General features: G+C 42.4%; 22 protein-coding genes, 1 tRNA gene and 1 riboswitch. Of the genes, 15 read left to right on the top strand and 8 right to left on the bottom strand.

Features of this window, described 5'->3' with window-relative positions:
- Nucleotides 1-109: 109 nt before the first annotated feature.
- Both TY49_RS24215 and TY49_RS08475 read right to left on the bottom strand, forming a co-directional pair.
- A complete protein-coding gene (locus tag TY49_RS24215) occupies nt 110-283 on the bottom strand; it encodes a DUF2759 domain-containing protein (protein WP_041965481.1) in 174 nt (57 codons plus the stop codon).
- 118 nt (nt 284-401) lie between these two features.
- Nucleotides 402-866 (bottom strand): hypothetical protein, encoded by a 465-nt coding sequence (locus tag TY49_RS08475; protein ID WP_041965480.1) that lies wholly within the window; start codon nt 864-866, stop codon nt 402-404.
- A 159-nt stretch (nt 867-1,025) separates the two neighbouring features.
- On the opposite strand from TY49_RS08475, the gene TY49_RS08470 reads away from it, so the two are divergent.
- The gene (locus TY49_RS08470) at nt 1,026-1,661 is read left to right on the top strand and encodes an MBL fold metallo-hydrolase (protein WP_041965479.1); all 636 of its coding nucleotides are present in this window, start codon (nt 1,026-1,028) and stop codon (nt 1,659-1,661) included.
- Nucleotides 1,662-1,821: 160 nt separating this feature from the next.
- Nucleotides 1,822-2,913, top strand: a complete 1,092-nt coding sequence (locus tag TY49_RS08465; RefSeq protein WP_041965478.1) for a class I SAM-dependent methyltransferase — start codon at nt 1,822-1,824, stop codon at nt 2,911-2,913.
- A gap of 66 nt (nt 2,914-2,979) precedes the next feature.
- Here the strand turns inward: TY49_RS08465 and TY49_RS08460 are convergent, their stop codons facing one another.
- On the bottom strand, nt 2,980-3,225 hold the full coding sequence (locus TY49_RS08460; protein WP_023627332.1) for a DUF2626 domain-containing protein: 246 nt from the start codon (nt 3,223-3,225) through the stop codon (nt 2,980-2,982).
- 79 nt (nt 3,226-3,304) lie between these two features.
- Complete coding sequence (locus TY49_RS08455) at nt 3,305-4,006, bottom strand: helix-turn-helix transcriptional regulator (RefSeq protein ID WP_041965477.1); 702 nt, start codon at nt 4,004-4,006, stop codon at nt 3,305-3,307.
- A gap of 193 nt (nt 4,007-4,199) precedes the next feature.
- Here TY49_RS08455 and TY49_RS08450 point away from each other — a divergent pair, with 193 nt between their 5' ends.
- Nucleotides 4,200-4,553: a Spx/MgsR family RNA polymerase-binding regulatory protein gene (locus TY49_RS08450; protein ID WP_041965476.1), complete on the top strand. Its 354-nt coding sequence runs from the start codon at nt 4,200-4,202 to the stop codon at nt 4,551-4,553.
- A gap of 38 nt (nt 4,554-4,591) precedes the next feature.
- On the opposite strand, the gene TY49_RS08445 is transcribed toward TY49_RS08450, so the two are convergent.
- Nucleotides 4,592-4,663, bottom strand: a tRNA-Gln gene (locus TY49_RS08445).
- Nucleotides 4,664-4,798: 135 nt separating this feature from the next.
- On the opposite strand from TY49_RS08445, the gene comGA reads away from it, so the two are divergent.
- From comGA to TY49_RS08400, 9 genes are read left to right on the top strand one after another with little or no spacing between them, the layout of a single operon-like run.
- The gene (gene comGA, locus TY49_RS08440) at nt 4,799-5,875 is read left to right on the top strand and encodes a competence type IV pilus ATPase ComGA (protein ID WP_084135435.1); all 1,077 of its coding nucleotides are present in this window, start codon (nt 4,799-4,801) and stop codon (nt 5,873-5,875) included.
- The gene (gene comGB, locus TY49_RS08435) at nt 5,862-6,893 is read left to right on the top strand and encodes a competence type IV pilus assembly protein ComGB (protein WP_041965474.1); all 1,032 of its coding nucleotides are present in this window, start codon (nt 5,862-5,864) and stop codon (nt 6,891-6,893) included. The genes comGA and comGB overlap by 14 nt, the downstream gene beginning before the upstream one ends.
- A gap of 38 nt (nt 6,894-6,931) precedes the next feature.
- A complete protein-coding gene (gene comGC, locus TY49_RS08430) occupies nt 6,932-7,252 on the top strand; it encodes a competence type IV pilus major pilin ComGC (protein ID WP_041965473.1) in 321 nt (106 codons plus the stop codon).
- Nucleotides 7,249-7,689 (top strand): competence type IV pilus minor pilin ComGD, encoded by a 441-nt coding sequence (comGD, locus tag TY49_RS08425; RefSeq protein ID WP_041965472.1) that lies wholly within the window; start codon nt 7,249-7,251, stop codon nt 7,687-7,689. Before comGC ends, comGD begins: the two co-directional genes overlap by 4 nt.
- Nucleotides 7,673-8,005 carry a hypothetical protein gene (locus TY49_RS24950; RefSeq protein WP_041965471.1) on the top strand — a complete coding sequence of 111 codons (333 nt, stop codon included), beginning with the start codon at nt 7,673-7,675 and terminating at the stop codon, nt 8,003-8,005. The genes comGD and TY49_RS24950 overlap by 17 nt, the downstream gene beginning before the upstream one ends.
- The gene (gene comGF, locus TY49_RS08415; RefSeq protein ID WP_084135434.1) at nt 7,890-8,432 is read left to right on the top strand and encodes a competence type IV pilus minor pilin ComGF; all 543 of its coding nucleotides are present in this window, start codon (nt 7,890-7,892) and stop codon (nt 8,430-8,432) included. The genes TY49_RS24950 and comGF overlap by 116 nt, the downstream gene beginning before the upstream one ends.
- A gap of 59 nt (nt 8,433-8,491) precedes the next feature.
- Nucleotides 8,492-8,803: a competence type IV pilus minor pilin ComGG gene (gene comGG / locus TY49_RS08410; protein ID WP_198135601.1), complete on the top strand. Its 312-nt coding sequence runs from the start codon at nt 8,492-8,494 to the stop codon at nt 8,801-8,803.
- 16 nt (nt 8,804-8,819) lie between these two features.
- Nucleotides 8,820-9,320 (top strand): shikimate kinase, encoded by a 501-nt coding sequence (locus TY49_RS08405; RefSeq protein ID WP_041965468.1) that lies wholly within the window; start codon nt 8,820-8,822, stop codon nt 9,318-9,320.
- 41 nt (nt 9,321-9,361) lie between these two features.
- The gene (locus TY49_RS08400) at nt 9,362-9,571 is read left to right on the top strand and encodes a YqzE family protein (RefSeq protein ID WP_041965467.1); all 210 of its coding nucleotides are present in this window, start codon (nt 9,362-9,364) and stop codon (nt 9,569-9,571) included.
- Nucleotides 9,572-9,586: 15 nt separating this feature from the next.
- On the opposite strand, the gene TY49_RS08395 is transcribed toward TY49_RS08400, so the two are convergent.
- The 3 genes from TY49_RS08395 to TY49_RS08385 form a co-directional block, all read right to left on the bottom strand.
- On the bottom strand, nt 9,587-9,814 hold the full coding sequence (locus tag TY49_RS08395) for a hypothetical protein (RefSeq protein WP_041965466.1): 228 nt from the start codon (nt 9,812-9,814) through the stop codon (nt 9,587-9,589).
- A 126-nt stretch (nt 9,815-9,940) separates the two neighbouring features.
- Nucleotides 9,941-10,729: a YqhG family protein gene (locus tag TY49_RS08390; RefSeq protein WP_041965465.1), complete on the bottom strand. Its 789-nt coding sequence runs from the start codon at nt 10,727-10,729 to the stop codon at nt 9,941-9,943.
- A complete protein-coding gene (locus tag TY49_RS08385; protein ID WP_041965464.1) occupies nt 10,707-12,395 on the bottom strand; it encodes a DEAD/DEAH box helicase in 1,689 nt (562 codons plus the stop codon). Before TY49_RS08385 ends, TY49_RS08390 begins: the two co-directional genes overlap by 23 nt.
- Before the next feature lie 174 nt (nt 12,396-12,569).
- Nucleotides 12,570-12,658, top strand: a riboswitch (glycine riboswitch).
- 220 nt (nt 12,659-12,878) lie between these two features.
- On the opposite strand from TY49_RS08385, the gene gcvT reads away from it, so the two are divergent.
- Genes gcvT through gcvPB form a run of 3 tightly spaced genes read left to right on the top strand, consistent with a single transcriptional unit; the run spans nt 12,879 to nt 16,810 of the window.
- Nucleotides 12,879-13,985: a glycine cleavage system aminomethyltransferase GcvT gene (gene gcvT, locus TY49_RS08380; RefSeq protein WP_041965463.1), complete on the top strand. Its 1,107-nt coding sequence runs from the start codon at nt 12,879-12,881 to the stop codon at nt 13,983-13,985.
- Nucleotides 13,986-14,007: 22 nt separating this feature from the next.
- Nucleotides 14,008-15,354 carry an aminomethyl-transferring glycine dehydrogenase subunit GcvPA gene (gene gcvPA / locus TY49_RS08375; protein WP_041965462.1) on the top strand — a complete coding sequence of 449 codons (1,347 nt, stop codon included), beginning with the start codon at nt 14,008-14,010 and terminating at the stop codon, nt 15,352-15,354.
- A complete protein-coding gene (gene gcvPB, locus TY49_RS08370) occupies nt 15,347-16,810 on the top strand; it encodes an aminomethyl-transferring glycine dehydrogenase subunit GcvPB (protein WP_041965461.1) in 1,464 nt (487 codons plus the stop codon). Before gcvPA ends, gcvPB begins: the two co-directional genes overlap by 8 nt.
- Nucleotides 16,811-16,983: the final 173 nt, after the last annotated feature.

Genomic DNA, 16,983 nt, shown 5'->3' with positions numbered 1-16,983 from the left:
GGTCAGTCCCGACAAGCGCTGGAGCTGGACGCTAATCTTAGTACAAAAAGTTTCAAAAATATAAACGAAAAAGACCACCTGCAAAGGGTGGTCTTTTTTGTGTTTCGTATTAATGAGGTGTTGGGAATCCGGAGGTAAGGATTGTCATGACTGTGAACCAGCCAAGAACCAAGAAAGTTCCTCCACCAAACACGATTCCAAGAATGTTTTTGTTTTTAAGTGCCGAAAATGTTGCATAGCCGGCAAGCAGTGTAATTAAAGCGCAAATAATCGCAAAACCCATGAAAAAGCCCCCTTATAATATTAGGCAGATAATCAGCCTGTTGGATAAAAAAAATTAGGCGGCAGCCTGTTATGTAATGACAAGCATACACTCGTTTTATATTTTATATTTTTTTACATCATTTGTCGAGGTCTAAAAACTCAACTTTCACCTCATATGCCTTTACTATACCCAATACCAGGTCAGTATAATGGTCTATGGTAAAATAAATACCTTCAACAGTCGTAAAAACAAGATGTTCTTCTAGCTGTAAGAGGGCCATTTCAGTCTGAACTTCGCTGCCACCTGTAAATCTGAAGGCTGATAAATCATAAGCGAATAGAAAAGTATCCACACCAGCTTGAAATCCATAGTCGTAAAAATCTTCTCTCGCTGACCCTTCTGTTTTTATCAAATGATGCGTTTCTTCATGAAGTTCTGCTTCCGACAGCAAACCTGAAGCTATATCTGCTATTTTTTGATCGTTATAAATATAAATATTTTCATGAACAAGAAGCGGAGTTGCTGCTAATTGAAGAAACTCTTCAAAGTCAGGCAGTTCCGAAAGTAAAGGGCTGGCCTCAATTCCAATGAAAATTTGCACTTTGCAGCCTCCTTGTGCTGGAATGTATAAAATTAATTGATTGTGATTTGAAAACTCATCAGGGTACATGAGCTTTTAAATCGCAATCCTTAAAACTTGCCTGACAATAGTGTAAAATAAATGTATTAATAATACCACTAGAAGCTGGAGGCTATTTTGATGAAATGGAAACAGATTCCCCTAGGTCCTTTACAAACAAATTGTTATATTGTCTATGATGAAAACCAATCATGCCTGATTGTGGATCCTGGCGATAATCCGAGAAAGCTGGCAACAGTGCTTGAACAGCTAGAATTGAAGCCAGAAGCAATTGTGCTTACTCATGCTCATTTCGATCATATCGGGGCAGTGGATAGAATAAGAGATAAGTACGGAATCAAGGTATATATTCATGAAAAAGAAAAGGATTGGCTACCAGACCCTTCTTTGAATGGTTCAAAGCATTTTATGCTTAACGAGCCAATCAAAGCGCGTCCTGCTGACCATTTGATTAAAGATGAGGGTGCAATGTCAATTGGCAGTTTTGAGTTCGAAGTATTTGAAACACCGGGGCATTCTCCGGGGAGTATATCGATCTACTTTCCTGAAGCAGAGTTTGTCCTGGCAGGAGACGCTCTGTTTAATGGCAGCATAGGAAGGACGGACTTGCCGGGTGGCAACCATAATCAACTAATAAGAAGCATCCATGACAAGCTCCTGGTATTGCCAGAACAAACAGAGGTGCTTCCTGGACACGGACCGACAACCTCTATTGGTTTAGAAATGGATTCAAATCCTTTTTTAAACGGATTTTAAAAAGCTAGCAAAACAAGGAAAGCCCTTCTCAAAGAGAAGGGCTTTCCTGGGGGATGTTCTATTCATATCATGGGAGGGGATATAGTTAAGCTACTACTAAAACAATATAATATCGAAAACACTATGTCAATAGTGAAAACTTTTTTTCAAGGAGTTATCTATGAAGGAAATTATTAGACAGATTATTGACGCCTCCCCGGAAAAAATGATTTCATATGCTGAGTATATGGAACTTGCACTCTATCACCCGGAGGAAGGTTATTACATAAAGGAACGCCAAAAAATAGGGAAGGAAGGGGACTTTTATACGTCCAGCAATGTGTCCGATGTATTTGGCAAATTAATCGGGAAATGGTTTGCGAAACACTCAAGAAATCTTGGCCTGCCGCCAGCTGCTTGTGAAATAGGAGCTGGAAATGGCCGGTTTGCACGGGCATTCATTCAGGGTTGGAATGACTTGAATGATGAGAGGCTTAGCTACTTTATCGTTGAAGCCAGTCCTTATCATCGAAAGCTTCAGGAAGTGGAGTTGAACGGTCTAGAAGATGTAAAGTTACTTTATGGTAGTACATTTGCAGATACAGGCATGAAAGAAGGGCTGGTTTTCTCGAATGAATTATTTGATGCTTTCCCTGTCCATGTCGTCGAAAAAAGCGAGGGTATTGTGAGAGAAGTGTTCGTAGGCCATGAAAATGGACAATTAAAAGAAATCATGGTTCCGGTCATGGATGATCGGATTACCGCTTTTTTAAATGACCAAGAACTTGAACTGGCAGAAGGGCAAAGGATTGAGATCCCGCTTGCTTTTGAACCGTTCATTGAATCTATCTCTGATACCTTAACGAAAGGTCTCATGATTACTGTAGATTACGGATACACAAAAGAAGAATGGATGCACCCATCCCGCAGGCGTGGAAGCTTAAGGGGATATTACCAGCACCAGATGCATCATGACGTATTGCAGCATCCGGGAGAGATGGATATTACCAGTCATGTGCATTTTGATGCCATTAAAATAATCGGTGAAAAATACAGTCTGAATTTCGTACAAAAAATGAGGCAGGATGAGTTCCTTATGGCTGCTGGCATATTAGAAGAGCTCGCAGAACACAATGACCCCAATCCGTTTTCTGAAGCAAGTAAGAGGAATCGCGCGATACGAAGCCTGATCCTGCCAGGGGGGATTAGCCAGTCCTTTGATGTGGTCATTCAGGCAAAGGGTTTGGATAAAAAGGCTGAAAAATTATTTTAATATACGCGGTCAAATAAAAAAAGCGATGGAAAACCATCGCTTTTTTTATTTGAGCGTAACAATTGATCAATGTCCAGTTCCACCCAGTGGCATCATAAATGTTGACCAGTAAGTAAATCCAGCAAAGAAAATCGTTAAGTATGCGCCGAAGACGTAAATGTACATACGCTCAGACAGTTTCAAGTAACTTAAAAGCAAGAAAAATCCAGTTTGACCAAAGAAAATCAAGGACGTCGTATACATGTCACCTAAGAAAAACATGACAGCAAAGATTCCCGTCCAGAATCCTAAAACTCTGTACATACGATCCAAAGATATCCCTCCTTTACCCTACAAGTCCATCACTATCATATTATAAAGTAAAGTGGAGTAAAAAGTAAACAAGGATTGATTATTGTGCAATAACAGCTTGATATGAACAAGAGTCACAGCCTGTGAACATGTTCTCTTTTTCAATCAGTTCGATCTCACCAAACAATGATTCGAACATACCGCGCAAGAATTCATAATGCATATTGCAGACTGTTTCTGTATGTTCCATTGCAACTTCCTTGAAAGGGCAGTTGAAGATCTGGAAGTAAATCTTAGTCTTTTCGCTGTTAGGTTCAAATTCAGGATAAAAACCAGCAAGAGTCGCAGCATTCTTGATTGAGTTCAGTTTATGCTCAAACGTCATTTCAGCTGACATATGTGAGTGTCGGGATACTTCTTGTTCAATCAGTTCTTCCCCGAAACGTTTTCCTGTCAAGTACAATGCAGTCTTTCCTGCTTCTCCAAGCGACATCATCGTCGTCATCGCGATTTTGGACAATAGCTGATAATCGCGGAATGGGAAGTGAAGCTGGATCACTTCATCGGACAGTCTGTACAGTCTGCTTGGACGTCCCCCTTTGCCAGTCTTTTTTGTTTCTGAAATCAGCATATTCACATCTTCAAGTTTCGATAAATGCAGCCTTGCCACATTTGGATGGATATCAAAATTGTCGGCGATTTCCTGTACGGTTACGTCCTTATGTCTTTTTGTAATGTATTGATAAATATAATAACGCGTTGGGTCAGACAAAACACTTGTAATTTTTAATGTTTGCTCCACCTTAGTTCACCTCAGACCACTAATTTGCCTTCATTATAATACAGAGGAAAATAAGGTTTACACTGTTTACACTATATGTTTAGAAAATGTTCACAACTAAATGGCGAAATGATGACAAAATAGTATACAGATGTTATACAAAAGTTATACAATATGTATATAAGATAATTTTGATCGCCAGGAGGTTAACTTAATGGAAGAGCTGACGTTTTATTCATATCCAAGCTGTACTTCATGCCGTAAAACAAAAAAGTGGCTGATTTCAAACAGCGTGAAATTCAATGAACGTCACATGTTCAAAGATACTCCATCAAAAAATGAATTGCTGCAGATTTTATCGCTGACGACTGAAGGCTTTGATGAACTGCTTGCAACAAGGGGAGAAACTTATAAAAATTTGGGATTAGATATGGAAGATCTGCCGCTTTCAGAAGTAATCAAACTTGTCATTGAGGAACCGAAACTGCTTAGACGGCCGATCTTGACAGATGGCAAAAAGCTGATTGTTGGATTTAACCCAGATGCTTTGAAAAAGATCTCGAGATAGCGAAAAAACGGAAGCAGATGCTTCCGTTTTTTCAGTAGCTGGGCTAGCTGGATTCGAACCAACGCATGACGGAGTCAAAGTCCGTTGCCTTACCGCTTGGCTATAGCCCAATAATATGACTTGCTGACGTTACGGTAGTTATTATGAATAGAATTGTCACCTTTTATACACATTTAAGCCGGATTTTTTGGAGGAAACAAAAGGATTGTGGCGAAATCTCTTTCTATAACTGAAAAAGGTGGTGCATCCTTATTGTTAAATCAATTGAACAGCTAGCGGATAATGTCCTGAAAGATGCTTTAAGAAGTGGCGCGTCGGACATTCATATTATCCCGCGCGAGAAAGACACACTGATAAAGTTCAGGCTCGGCAATCAGCTGCTTCCCCGGTACACTCTTGAACAGTCTGATTGTGAGCGGCTCATTTCCCACTTCAAATTCACAGCTTCAATGGATATTGGAGAAAAAAGACGGCCTCAAAGTGGTGCTTTTACTTATCAGTATCAAGAAATGAAGATAGGCTTAAGAATCTCCACGCTTCCAGCCTACCAGAGCGAAAGTATGGTCATTCGTCTCCTTCCCGAACAAAACCAAACTCCTTCATACCAAATTTCATTATTCCCATCCACATCAAAAAAACTGATTTCCTTATTAAAACACGCACATGGCTTGATCATTTTTACTGGTCCAACAGGGAGCGGTAAAACGACAACATTATATTCCATGCTTTCTGAAACCTCGGATTTGGTGAATCGTAATGTCATTACGCTAGAAGATCCAATTGAAAAACCGAGTGACACAGTCCTGCAAGTCCAGGTCAATGAACGGGCCGGAATTTCGTATTCTGCCGGATTGAAAGCAATCCTCCGGCACGATCCGGATATTATTATGGTTGGGGAAATACGGGATAAAGAGACGGCAGAAACGGCTATAAGAGCCTCGCTGACAGGGCACTTGGTCCTGACGACAATGCATACGAGGGATGCCAGAGGAGCGATTTACAGGCTGATTGAATTCGGGATTAATTGGCTTGAGATTGAACAGACACTGATTGCAGTAACGGCACAGAGACTCGTTGAATTGACTTGCCCTTACTGCGAGGGGACTTGCTCGCCATTTTGCTTTTCATCAGGCAGCAGTAAAAGGGGAAATGTTTTCGAAATCCTTACGGGGAAGGATTTATCTGCGGTACTGAAGGAAGCAAGAGGGGAGCTCCAGAGCTATCATTATAAAACTCTCAAAGATGCAATTCGTAAAGGCATCGCCCTGGGGTTCATCAAGGAATCAGAATACCAGAGGTGGGTTCTCAATGATGGAGAGTAAGTGGCCTGTCGCTGAACAGGCACGGTTCCTCAAAAGGAGTGGGGAACTGCTGGCGCGAGGTTATTCTTTGGCGGAAGCGATTGAATCCATGACTTTTTATTTGGAAAAGAAAAGGAAAGAGGAAGTTAAAAGGAGCCTTGAAAAGCTGCGCGAGGGATTTCCCTTATATTTGATTCTTGCAGAATTGAAATTTAAAAAGGACCTGGTCAGCTATGTTTACTTTGCCGAGCAGCATGGCGGTCTGGCCCGTACCTTAACAGAGGGGAGCGACATGGTCCTTAAGCGGGAAGCCGACTACCAGAGATTAAAAAGGCTTGCTGCATATCCAATATTTCTAGTATTGCTTACGTTAATTTTATTTTTTTTCGTGAATAGGATTTTACTGCCGAAATTCAATTCACTTTTTACAGACATGAATCTTGCCCCCACTATCTTTATGGAAACCATCGCGGCGGCAGCCAATTTCCTTCCTTTCACACTCTATTTTCTTCTTAGTCTCACTACATTTCTTACCTTATACTACATCATTAGCTTTAAGAACCTTCACCCGCTCAAACAAAAAATGAATCTTGTAAAGCTGCCGTTTGCTGGCAAATTTATCAGGCTTTTTTACTCACACTATTTCTCGGTTCAGTTAAGCTATTTGTTTTCTGGTGGCCTTTCAGTGCTTGCTGCATTGAAGGTGTTCGAGCAAAATCTCCATGAACCTTTTTCAAGGGAAATAGGAAAGGACTTGATTTCGAAGTTGGCTGCTGGGCAGGATTTTGACAGAGCAGTGGGAGAGTACCCGTTTTTTGAAGCTGAGCTGTCGAGGATCATCAGGCATGGACAAAAGAATGGCAGGTTGGACCAGGAGCTTTATTTTTACAGCAGGCACTGTGTGAAAGAACTCGAAGAAAAAACGGAAAAAGCGCTGAAAACAGTGCAGCCCATTTTGTACAGCTTCATTGGCCTGCTTGTCGTTTCACTGTATCTAGCCATCTTGCTGCCGATGTTCCAAATGATGAAAGGGATTTAATCATTTTCTTAATGCGAAAAAATAAAGGAGAATACATGATGAAAAATCAAAAGGGTTTTACTTTAATAGAAATGATGATTGTTTTGCTCGTTATCTCCGTTCTTCTTATCATTACAGTCCCCAATATATCTTCACATAGTTCTAATATCAATACCAAAGGCTGTGAGGCTTATATGAAGATGGTCGAGGCACAGGTACAGGCGTACAAAATTGATAAAAAAGTTACTCCTACCTTCGCCGAGCTTCATAGTGGTGGATACTTAAAAAGTGCAGATGCCGCTTGTCCAGATGGAACCCTAATAGAAATTGTAGATGGTGTGGTGCAGAAGAAGTCGGCTAGCACCGACTCTGGCTCATGAACCACTCTGGCGGTTTTACAATGGTCGAAATGCTGATTGTGCTTTCAGCCTTCCTGATGCTTTCCCTCACATCAACCTTCCTGTTTTCACCGCATAAGGACATGCTTGAGAAGGATCTTTTCTTTTCACAATTAAAATCAGACCTTCTATACAGCCAGCAATATGCGATTTCCCATCAAGAAACAATTACTGTCCATATCATGCCGGAAAATAATTATTACTATATCCGCGGAACGGATTATGCTGCTCCGTATTTGGCTCAGAGACATTATTCATCCGAAATCAAGTTGAAAAAAGGGACGATGAATCTATTATTTCACTACATGCCGGATGGGAATATCGATAGCTTCGGGTCTTTATATGTCACTGCGGGTTCAAAGAAATACAAGTTGATGATTCAAATTGGAAAGGGCAGGTTCTATGTTTTGGAGGAATGATGGATTTTTTCTCAGTGAAATGCTGCTATCACTGGTTGCGTTTTTAATGGGTAGTGCAATATTGCTACCGATTGCCATTCATGTCATCAACCAGACAGTGGAGTCTGAAAAAAAGGCAACAGCCATCAATTTATTATATGACGAACTGATGTATTTAAAAATTACTGGAACTGATTCTGGCAGAAGATTTATTGAACAGAATGGGAACCAGTATGAAGTCGTGGTCAAAAAGATTGAGGAAGATTCTTCATGGAAGGTTTGTATTCATTATGATATCGCTCAGAAGCAATATGAAAAATGTGCTCCCGCAGAGTGAACGTGGCTTTACCATGGTTGAGATGCTTTTATCTGTTCTGCTCTTTTTGCTGATCGCCTCGATGCTGCCGTTAGGCATGAAAATTATTCTAGATCAGCGTGTTGCTGATACTGTAGTGAAGAGGATGGAATGGGAGGTCTTCAGCAGCCAGGTGAAAAAGGAAATTCGTTCTGCACAACAGTTGAATATCCAGCCTGATAAGCTTTTGATGAAGGTTGATGGGCAATTCATCCTTTATGAAAAGTATGGTGCCAGCATGCGGAGAAGGGTGAATTACCAGGGGCATGAAATCTTGGTGCAAAATATATCAAGCTTCAGCTTTGGTAAAATAGCTGATGGTGTAGAGATAAGTGCGAAGGATGTACAAGGAAAGGATTATTCGGTTAGGATCCACCAATTTTATCAAACCGGGGGTGTGGAGCCATAAATCAAAAAGGGTTTGTTTATCCGCTCTCAATGATCTTCTTGCTCCTGATTTCATTTTATTTGCTGATACTGACAGAGAATTATCTAGCGGGGAAAAGATTCGCGAAAGAAACAGAAACGATACGGCTGCAAGAATACTATATGCTTTGTTCGGTCAAACAGGCTGAGGCCATGCTGCGGGATAGACTTTTGCCAGATTCCGGAATTATGAACTATGAGTTTGGAAATGTTACATTTCAAAAACAAGCTCTATCAGGAAGTGTGGAGGAAGTGACCTTTAATCTTAAGCTTGACAGTGGTGAGAAGGCTCTTGGCATTGGCCAATATGACAAGGTTACTGGTGCGATGGTAAGATGGAGAGAAAAGAACTGATGGGTGATTAAGAGATATGGAAGCTATATATTTAATTGGATTCATGGGGTCTGGCAAGACTACCGTATCACAGGAATTGGCCGAAAAGCTGGAAATAGCTGTATACGACACAGATCGGGAGATTGTCAAGTTGGCCGGTAAGACTATAAATGAAATTTTTGCAATTGATGGTGAAGAGAAATTCCGTGATCTGGAGTCTGAAGTTTTACATTCTATGCCTTTAGGTGATGCCGTTGTCTCCACTGGAGGAGGAATTATTGGCTCTGAAAAGAACAGGTTGTTCTTAAAAGGAAAAATGAATGTAGTCTTCTTGAATGCGGATTTCAGCACCATTAGGGAGAGGCTGAAAGATGACGATACCAGGCCGTTATTAAGTCAAGACAATATGGAAGCTGCTGAAAAACTGTACAACCTCAGGCTTTCATTATATCGAGAGGCGGCAAATATTGAGGTCGATGCATCCGGTAAATCAGTTTCAATAATCGCCGATGAAATCATTCTGCGTATGAAAAAGTAAGTCATGGTTATACTTGATAACGTATGAAGGATGGTGTAACCATGAAAACAAATGATTATGTTAAATACCTTACCCAGACTGTTGTAAAATATATTGACCAGCCAAAAGAAGAACGCCGGAAGATGAAGCAGGCGAAAAAAGAAGCAGAAGCTACCTTTTTGTTCAGGTGGTTTGGTATTCTGCCGTTCATGTTGATGTCGAGCATAAAAAAGAAAAAGAACAATTATTGGAAAGCCCGGCTAAAGCGATAGCCGGGTTTGTTTTTGCTATATAGGAAAATATAAAATCGTTTTTTTGTGTGGATAACAACATCTGGGTGTCTTAATCCAGCTCCAGCGCCTAGCCCCTTGAGACGCTTGGCTAGTTTTGCCTCCTAGAAACTCCGAAACTTCAACTCCGCCGGCAGGGTCGGAGTCTCCACTTTCTGCGTTTCTGGGCAGTCGGCTACACATTTCGATTTCGATCCTGCCAATGAAGTCAAAGAACGACTTCACCGGTCGGCCCTCCGAGGCACACGATGTGCTAGACCCGCCAGCCACAGGACGTGGCGTTATCGGCGGGCAGCGCTTGTCGGGGCTGAACGAGGCGCTTGCGCTTTTTGTTCTTTGCAGAGGAATTACTCATAAAGCATTTTCTGTTAAATAAAATAATCCGCCGTTGACGATTTCGATATTGACCTTCGGTTCATATTGCTCCTGTAATGCAGATTTTTCGGTTTTAAAGCTATCAGACTCTTCTTCCTCGTCTTCATAAAAGTGATGGAGCAATTCCAGGTCCTTCTGCCAGCGTTTTCTTGCTTCTTCTGCCCAGGTGTGATCCTCTTGCTCTACCCTTGTTCTCAAAAAAGACTGGATCCTGTTTACACCGCTTTTCGGCTTTATTAATGGAGAAAGAGTATAAGCATAATCCGGAATTTTTGAATTCAGCGGCAGCTTCAATATTTTGTCATGAAAGTCTTCTACCATCATTCCGTTGATCAGCTGCAGGCCGATCGAATGGAAAACATCCCGCTTCCTGTCACATTGATACGATATTTTCATATTCAACCCTATCCAGGGTATAAGCGGTGTCTGTGTAGGATATTGGTTATTTTGATATAACCGTATATATCCGGCAAGATTTTTTGTCGATGCAAAGATTTGATGAAGACGAGGTGACCCAAAGTGGATGACCTCACCTTTAATATCGTCTGGTGCCTTCTGTTTATTGGTAATGAAGGTCAGCTTCATTGGATTGGGAACACCGCCGGTTTTCTCGAGGTAATGCCAGTAAAAAGGGCGGTTCATCAATTCCTTATCGAGATCGACAGTTAACTGGACTGTCATATATCCCTTGTCATTGTCCATTAATTCACAGTTATTCGCGGTAAAATATTTCTCGAGAAAATTATGGATTTCCTGTTGCTGCACGCTGATTTCCCTCCTTCATTTCCTCTGCGAACTGAATCATTGATGTCAGGTTTTCCATCTTGATTCGAATTTCACCTTCGGAATTTGATTTTCCAAAAATATCGGTCAAATGATCTTCAATATTGCCAAATTCCAATTTCGTGAGAATATCATCAAGTTCACCGATGACTTTTTCAAACAGATTGATTTTTTCGTATAGCAGTTTCAGGACATGTTCTTCAACCGTATCTTTTGTCGCGAAATTATATATTTTTACATCTTTCTCCTGCCCAAGGCGATGAATCCTTCCAATTCTTTGTTCAAGTCTCATCGGATTCCAGGGAAGGTCAAAGTTGATGATGTGGCTGCAGAATTGCAGGTTAATTCCTTCACCACCAGCTTCTGTTGCAATCAGGACCTGGACATTCTTCTGGAATAACTCCCTCATCCAATCCTTTTTGCCGCGTTTGAATCCTCCTCGAAATGGAACAGAAGTGATGCCATGCTGCTTCAAAAACCATTGAAGGTATAGCTGTGTGGCCCTGTATTCGGTAAAAATGATCACTTTGTCATCAATTTGCTTTATTAATTCAAGCGCTTTTTCGGCTTTAGAATTCTTCGTTACGGCCTCTACTCGTTTGATCAGCTGGGCTATGGTATTCTGGAAACCGACAGAGGGGTTTTCCTGCCTTTGTAGCATATTTTTGAGTGTATAGAAAACGGCTTCCCGGCTGCTGCATGCTTCGCGCTGAAGTGTCATTAACGAGAATTGGCTGGAGCTTAGACCGGCTTCAGAACCCCTTAAGGATTGAACCGAATCGTAAAGTGCACGTTCTTCTTCTGAGAAGTGGATAGGAATGGTCTCTACATGGCGTTTGGTCCATTCGATTCCGGTGTTAGATCGCCTGTTGCGGATCATCACTTTATTGACCAGTTCCCTAAGGTGTTCATCATCATTAACAGACCTGGCATCCTTCTTATACTTGTCATAGAACACCGACTCACTGCCCAGATGTCCTGGTTTTAAAAGGGAAACGAGGTTGAAAATTTCTTCAATCCGATTTTGTATCGGTGTAGCTGTCAGCAGCAGACAAAATCTCTTCTTAAGATTTTGGACAAATTCATAGTTTTTTGTTTTGTTATTTTTTAGCTTGTGAGCTTCATCGATAATGATAAGGTCATAATTTAAGTTGTTGATGATATCCTTGTGTGGCGCCCGTTTCGCCGTGTCGATTGAAGATACGACAACATCACACTGCTCCCATACGTAGCTTTTCTTCTGGGCAATGGCGGGGATATGGAATTTAGTATTCAGCTCCATGGCCCACTGTGAGACAAGGGATGCAGGAACAAGGATTAGTACTTTTTTGACCAGACCCCTGATCATGTATTCTTTTAAAATCAATCCAGCCTCGATTGTTTTCCCCAGACCAACTTCATCAGCCAGTATTGCTTTTCCGTTCATGTTCTCAACGACCTGCTTCGCTACCTCCAGCTGATGTGGCAAAGGAGTGAGTTCTGGCAGATGTGCCGGTGCCTGAAGTCCCTCGAAATCCGGGATAATGGTATGCTTCTCTATCTCAACGGCAAGCTTATAGAGCTCCCAATTTCCCCACGGGCCGTCATTCTCAATTCTTTCAGCCATCTCGTCCTGCCAGGAAGAATCAAAGTTAATTTGAACGGTCATTTTATCCACCTCTTTTAAAGTATAAATATATTGCCGAAATTAGCTCTCTAATGGTAGGATGAAGTTAGCTTTTGAATGTTTTGAAATTTGTCATTTTATAGTCTTAAATAGTCAGTTTACAGACATGTGTAATAACGTCTAGCATGCCCAATTGTGAAAATAATATAAATGCGGATGACAACAAGGGGAGAGACTACTTATGTAGCGCCGAAGGAGCAAGCAAACTTTGTGAATCTCTCAGGCAAAAGAACTCTTGTTTGACGCATCTCTGGAGAGCGCTTTATTAGTGGGAGCCACCAAAGGGGAAAGCCTTAACAGGTAAACTTTCAGGTGAAAGGACAGAGACCTTCTCAGAATCAGAGGGGGTACTCTGTCCTTTTTTATGGCTTCATTGGCGTTGGGGGACCAGAACCAATTCTGGCTGATCTAAAACGCGTTTTGTAAACTGATTTTTTTTAGCTATAGGACGAAGGGGGATACATAATGACTGAATTAAAACGAACACCGCTATTTGAAGTGTACAAGGAATACGGTGGGAAGACGGTTGATTTTGGAGGCTGGGAGCTTCCGGTCCAATTTTCAAGCATCAAGGAAGAGCATGAAGCAGTTAGGACAAAAGCTGGTCTATTCGATGTTTCTCATATGGGAGAGATCGAGGTGAAAGGCCCCGATAGTCTGGACTATCTACAAAAGATGATGACAAATGATGTTTCAAAACTTAAAAACGGCGGAGCCCAATATACAGCAATGTGTTACGAGACCGGCGGCACTGTCGATGATTTGTTAATTTATAAACTCGAGGATGAGCATTATCTTCTTGTTGTGAATGCTTCCAATATCGAAAAAGACTTCGATTGGCTGCAGGACCATCTTGAAGGCAATGTAAAAATCGAGAACCTTTCAGAAGGCATGGCACAGCTTGCGCTACAGGGACCACTTGCTGAGGGAGTCCTTCAAAAGCTTGCGAAAGGTCATGAACTAAGCTCAATCGGTTTCTTCAAGTTCAGTGAGGAAGTTGACCTGAACGGCAAGAAAGCGCTTGTATCACGCACAGGATACACAGGCGAGGATGGATTCGAAATTTACTGTGATTCAAAGGATGCTGTGAGCCTATGGAATGAAGTCCTTGAAGCAGGCAAAGAAGAGGGAGTCATCCCATGTGGTCTTGGTGCCAGGGATACACTCCGTTTTGAAGCAAATCTGGCATTGTACGGCCAGGAGCTTTCATCTGAAATCAGCCCGCTTGAAGCTGGAATAGGCTTTGCTGTAAAGCTGAATAAGGAAGCTGATTTCATTGGAAAAGAAGCACTTAAACAGCAAAAAGAAAATGGTCTGCCTAGAAAGCTTGTCGGTATTGAAATGATCGACAGGGGAATCCCGCGCCATGGTTATCCCGTTTTCAAAGGTGATACTCAGATCGGCGAAGTCACGACTGGCACGCAATCCCCGACGCTCAAGAAAAATATCGGGCTTGCACTAATTGATGCAATAGAAACTGAGTTAGGTAATGAAGTGGAAGTTGAAATCCGCGGAAAACGCTTAAAAGCTGCTGTTTCAGCTACACCTTTTTATAAAAGAGATAAAAAGTAAAAGCCGGAGAGGGGAAAAAGTTATGAAGCATCGCTATCTACCGCTGACTGAAAGTGATAAAAACGCAATGTTGGAAAGCATCGGCGTTTCATCGATCGATGAATTGTTCAGCGATATTCCTGAAAAAGTCCGTTTTGCCGGAGAATACAACATCAAACCAGCCAAGTCTGAAACAGCTCTTATGAAAGAACTGACAAAGATGGCTGCGAAAAATGCCGATTTGAAAATGAATACTTCATTTATCGGTGCTGGTGTATATGATCATTACATTCCGGTAATTGTTGACCATGTTCTTTCACGCTCAGAGTTTTACACTGCTTATACACCTTATCAGCCTGAGATTTCACAAGGTGAACTTCAGGCAATCTTTGAATTCCAGACGATGATTTGTGAATTGACTGGCATGGAAGTAGCGAATTCATCCATGTATGACGGTGGCACAGCTCTTGCTGAAGCAGCGATGCTTAGTGCAGGCCATACAAGACGTAAGAGAGTCTTGATTTCAAGTGCTGTCCATCCTGAATACAAGGATGTCGTAAAATCATACGCCAAAGGTCAATATATTGACGTTGTGGAAGTACCCCACAAGGATGGTGTAACTGACCTTGAAGCACTGAAGGATATGGCAAGTGAAGAAGTAGCTGCTGTCATCGTTCAGTATCCAAACTTCTTCGGCAGCATTGAATCAATGAAGGAAATCGAAGCAATCGCACATGAAAATAAATCATTGTTCGTTGTATCAAGCAACCCGCTTGCACTTGGAGCTTTGACGCCTCCAGGGAAGTTCGGTGCTGATATCGTTACTGGAGACGCTCAGCCTTTCGGAATCCCGACAGCATTCGGCGGCCCTCACTGTGGATATTTCGCTGTATCTGGAAAGCTCATGAGAAAGGTTCCTGGCAGACTAGTCGGCCAGACGAAGGATGACCAGGGACGCCGCGGATTTGTATTGACGCTTCAAGCGAGAGAACAGCATATCCGCCGTGACAAAGCGACATCCAACATTTGTTCGAACCAGGCATTGAATGCACTTGCTGCCTCAGTAGCGATGACCGCTCTTGGCAAAAAAGGCGTTCGTGAAATGGCTGTGGCCAATATCCAAAAAGCTCATTATGCGAAAAAGACTTTTAAAGAGAATGGCTTCGAAATCGCATTTGAGGGACCTACTTTCAATGAGTTCGTCGTCAGGCTGAATAAGCCGGTTAAAGAAGTGAACCAAAAGCTTCTTGAGAAAGGCATTATCGGCGGCTATGATCTTGGACGTGATGATTCCAACCTCGAAAAACATATGCTTGTTGCGATAACTGAATTAAGAACAAAAGAAGAAATCGATACGTTTGTAAAGGAAATGGGGGATATCAATGCATAAGGAAGATCAGCCACTCATTTTTGAATTAAGCACACCGGGCCGTGTCGGCTACAGCCTGCCGGAAATGGATGTTCCAGAAGCCGACTTATCTGAGCTTTTGCCAGAAGGATTCCTTCGTGAAGAAGAACCAGAACTTCCTGAGGCTTCCGAGCTTGATATCATGCGCCATTACACTGCACTATCAAAGCGCAACCACGGCGTGGATTCCGGGTTCTATCCGCTGGGATCATGTACGATGAAATACAATCCGAAGATGAATGAAAATGTTGCCCGCTTCAATGGTTTTGCACATTTGCATCCATTGCAGGATGAAAGTTCTGTCCAGGGTGCTCTTGAATTGATGTACGACCTGCAGGAACACCTGATTGAAATCACTGGCATGGACGAGGTGACTCTTCAGCCGGCAGCCGGTGCACACGGCGAGTGGACGGGCTTGATGATGATCCGTGCTTTTCACGAAGCAAATGGTGACGACAAGCGTACGAAGGTAATCGTTCCTGACTCCGCTCACGGAACAAACCCAGCATCCGCAACAGTAGCTGGTTTTGAAACGATCACTGTAAAATCAGATGAAAACGGTCTGGTTGATTTGGAAGACTTGAAGAAGGTTGTCGGTGAAGATACAGCGGCATTAATGCTGACGAACCCGAACACTCTTGGTCTATTCGAAGAAAATATCCTTGAAATGGCTGAAATCGTCCACAGCGCAGGCGGAAAGCTTTACTATGATGGAGCCAACCTAAACGCTGTTATGTCCAAGGCACGCCCTGGCGACATGGGCTTTGATGTGGTTCACTTGAACCTTCATAAGACATTCACAGGCCCACACGGCGGCGGCGGACCAGGTTCTGGTCCAGTTGGTGTAAAAGCAGACTTGATTCCATTCCTGCCAAAGCCAATCGTGACAAAGCAGGATGGCGTTTATAAGTTTGATTACGACCGACCGCAGTCAATCGGAAGGGTTAAGCCTTTCTACGGCAACTTCGGTATCAACGTACGTGCCTACACGTACATTCGCACTATGGGTCCAGATGGCCTGAAAGCTGTTACGGAGTATGCTGTGCTAAATGCGAACTATATGATGAGAAGACTTGCAGAGTATTATGACCTGCCATTCAACAGGCATTGCAAGCACGAATTCGTCCTCAGCGGCAAGCGCCAGAAGAAGCTTGGCGTCCGCACATTGGATATTGCCAAACGTCTGCTTGATTTCGGCTATCATCCGCCGACAATCTACTTCCCATTGAATGTGGAAGAGGCAATCATGATCGAGCCAACAGAAACAGAATCCAAGGAAACTCTTGATGCCTTCATCGATGCGATGATCCAGATCGCCAAGGAAGCAGAAGAGAATCCAGAGATCGTACAGGAAGCCCCACACTCCACAGTAGTAGGCCGAATGGATGAAACAACAGCTGCAAGGAAGCCGATCTTGCGCTACCAGAAAGCAGAATAGATTGATAAGTGTCCTGCCAGTTTATTATTGGCAGGACTCTGTTTTGTATTGATGCTGTTAGTGTGCGTATCCTAGAAGACTTCGGACAAAACTAAGGGGAAAAGCTGAGATTTTGTCCGAACCTGGTGTGACTTCGGACAACACTAAGAGGAAGAGCTGTGATTTTGTCCGAA

Origin of the sequence: Mesobacillus selenatarsenatis SF-1 (assembly GCF_000813125.1) — a bacterium.
In the GTDB taxonomy this organism is placed as follows: Bacteria; Bacillota; Bacilli; order Bacillales; family Cytobacillaceae; genus Mesobacillus; species Mesobacillus selenatarsenatis.
The sequence above is the reverse complement of the archived record's forward strand: the minus strand, read 5'-3'. Positions and strand labels throughout refer to the sequence as shown.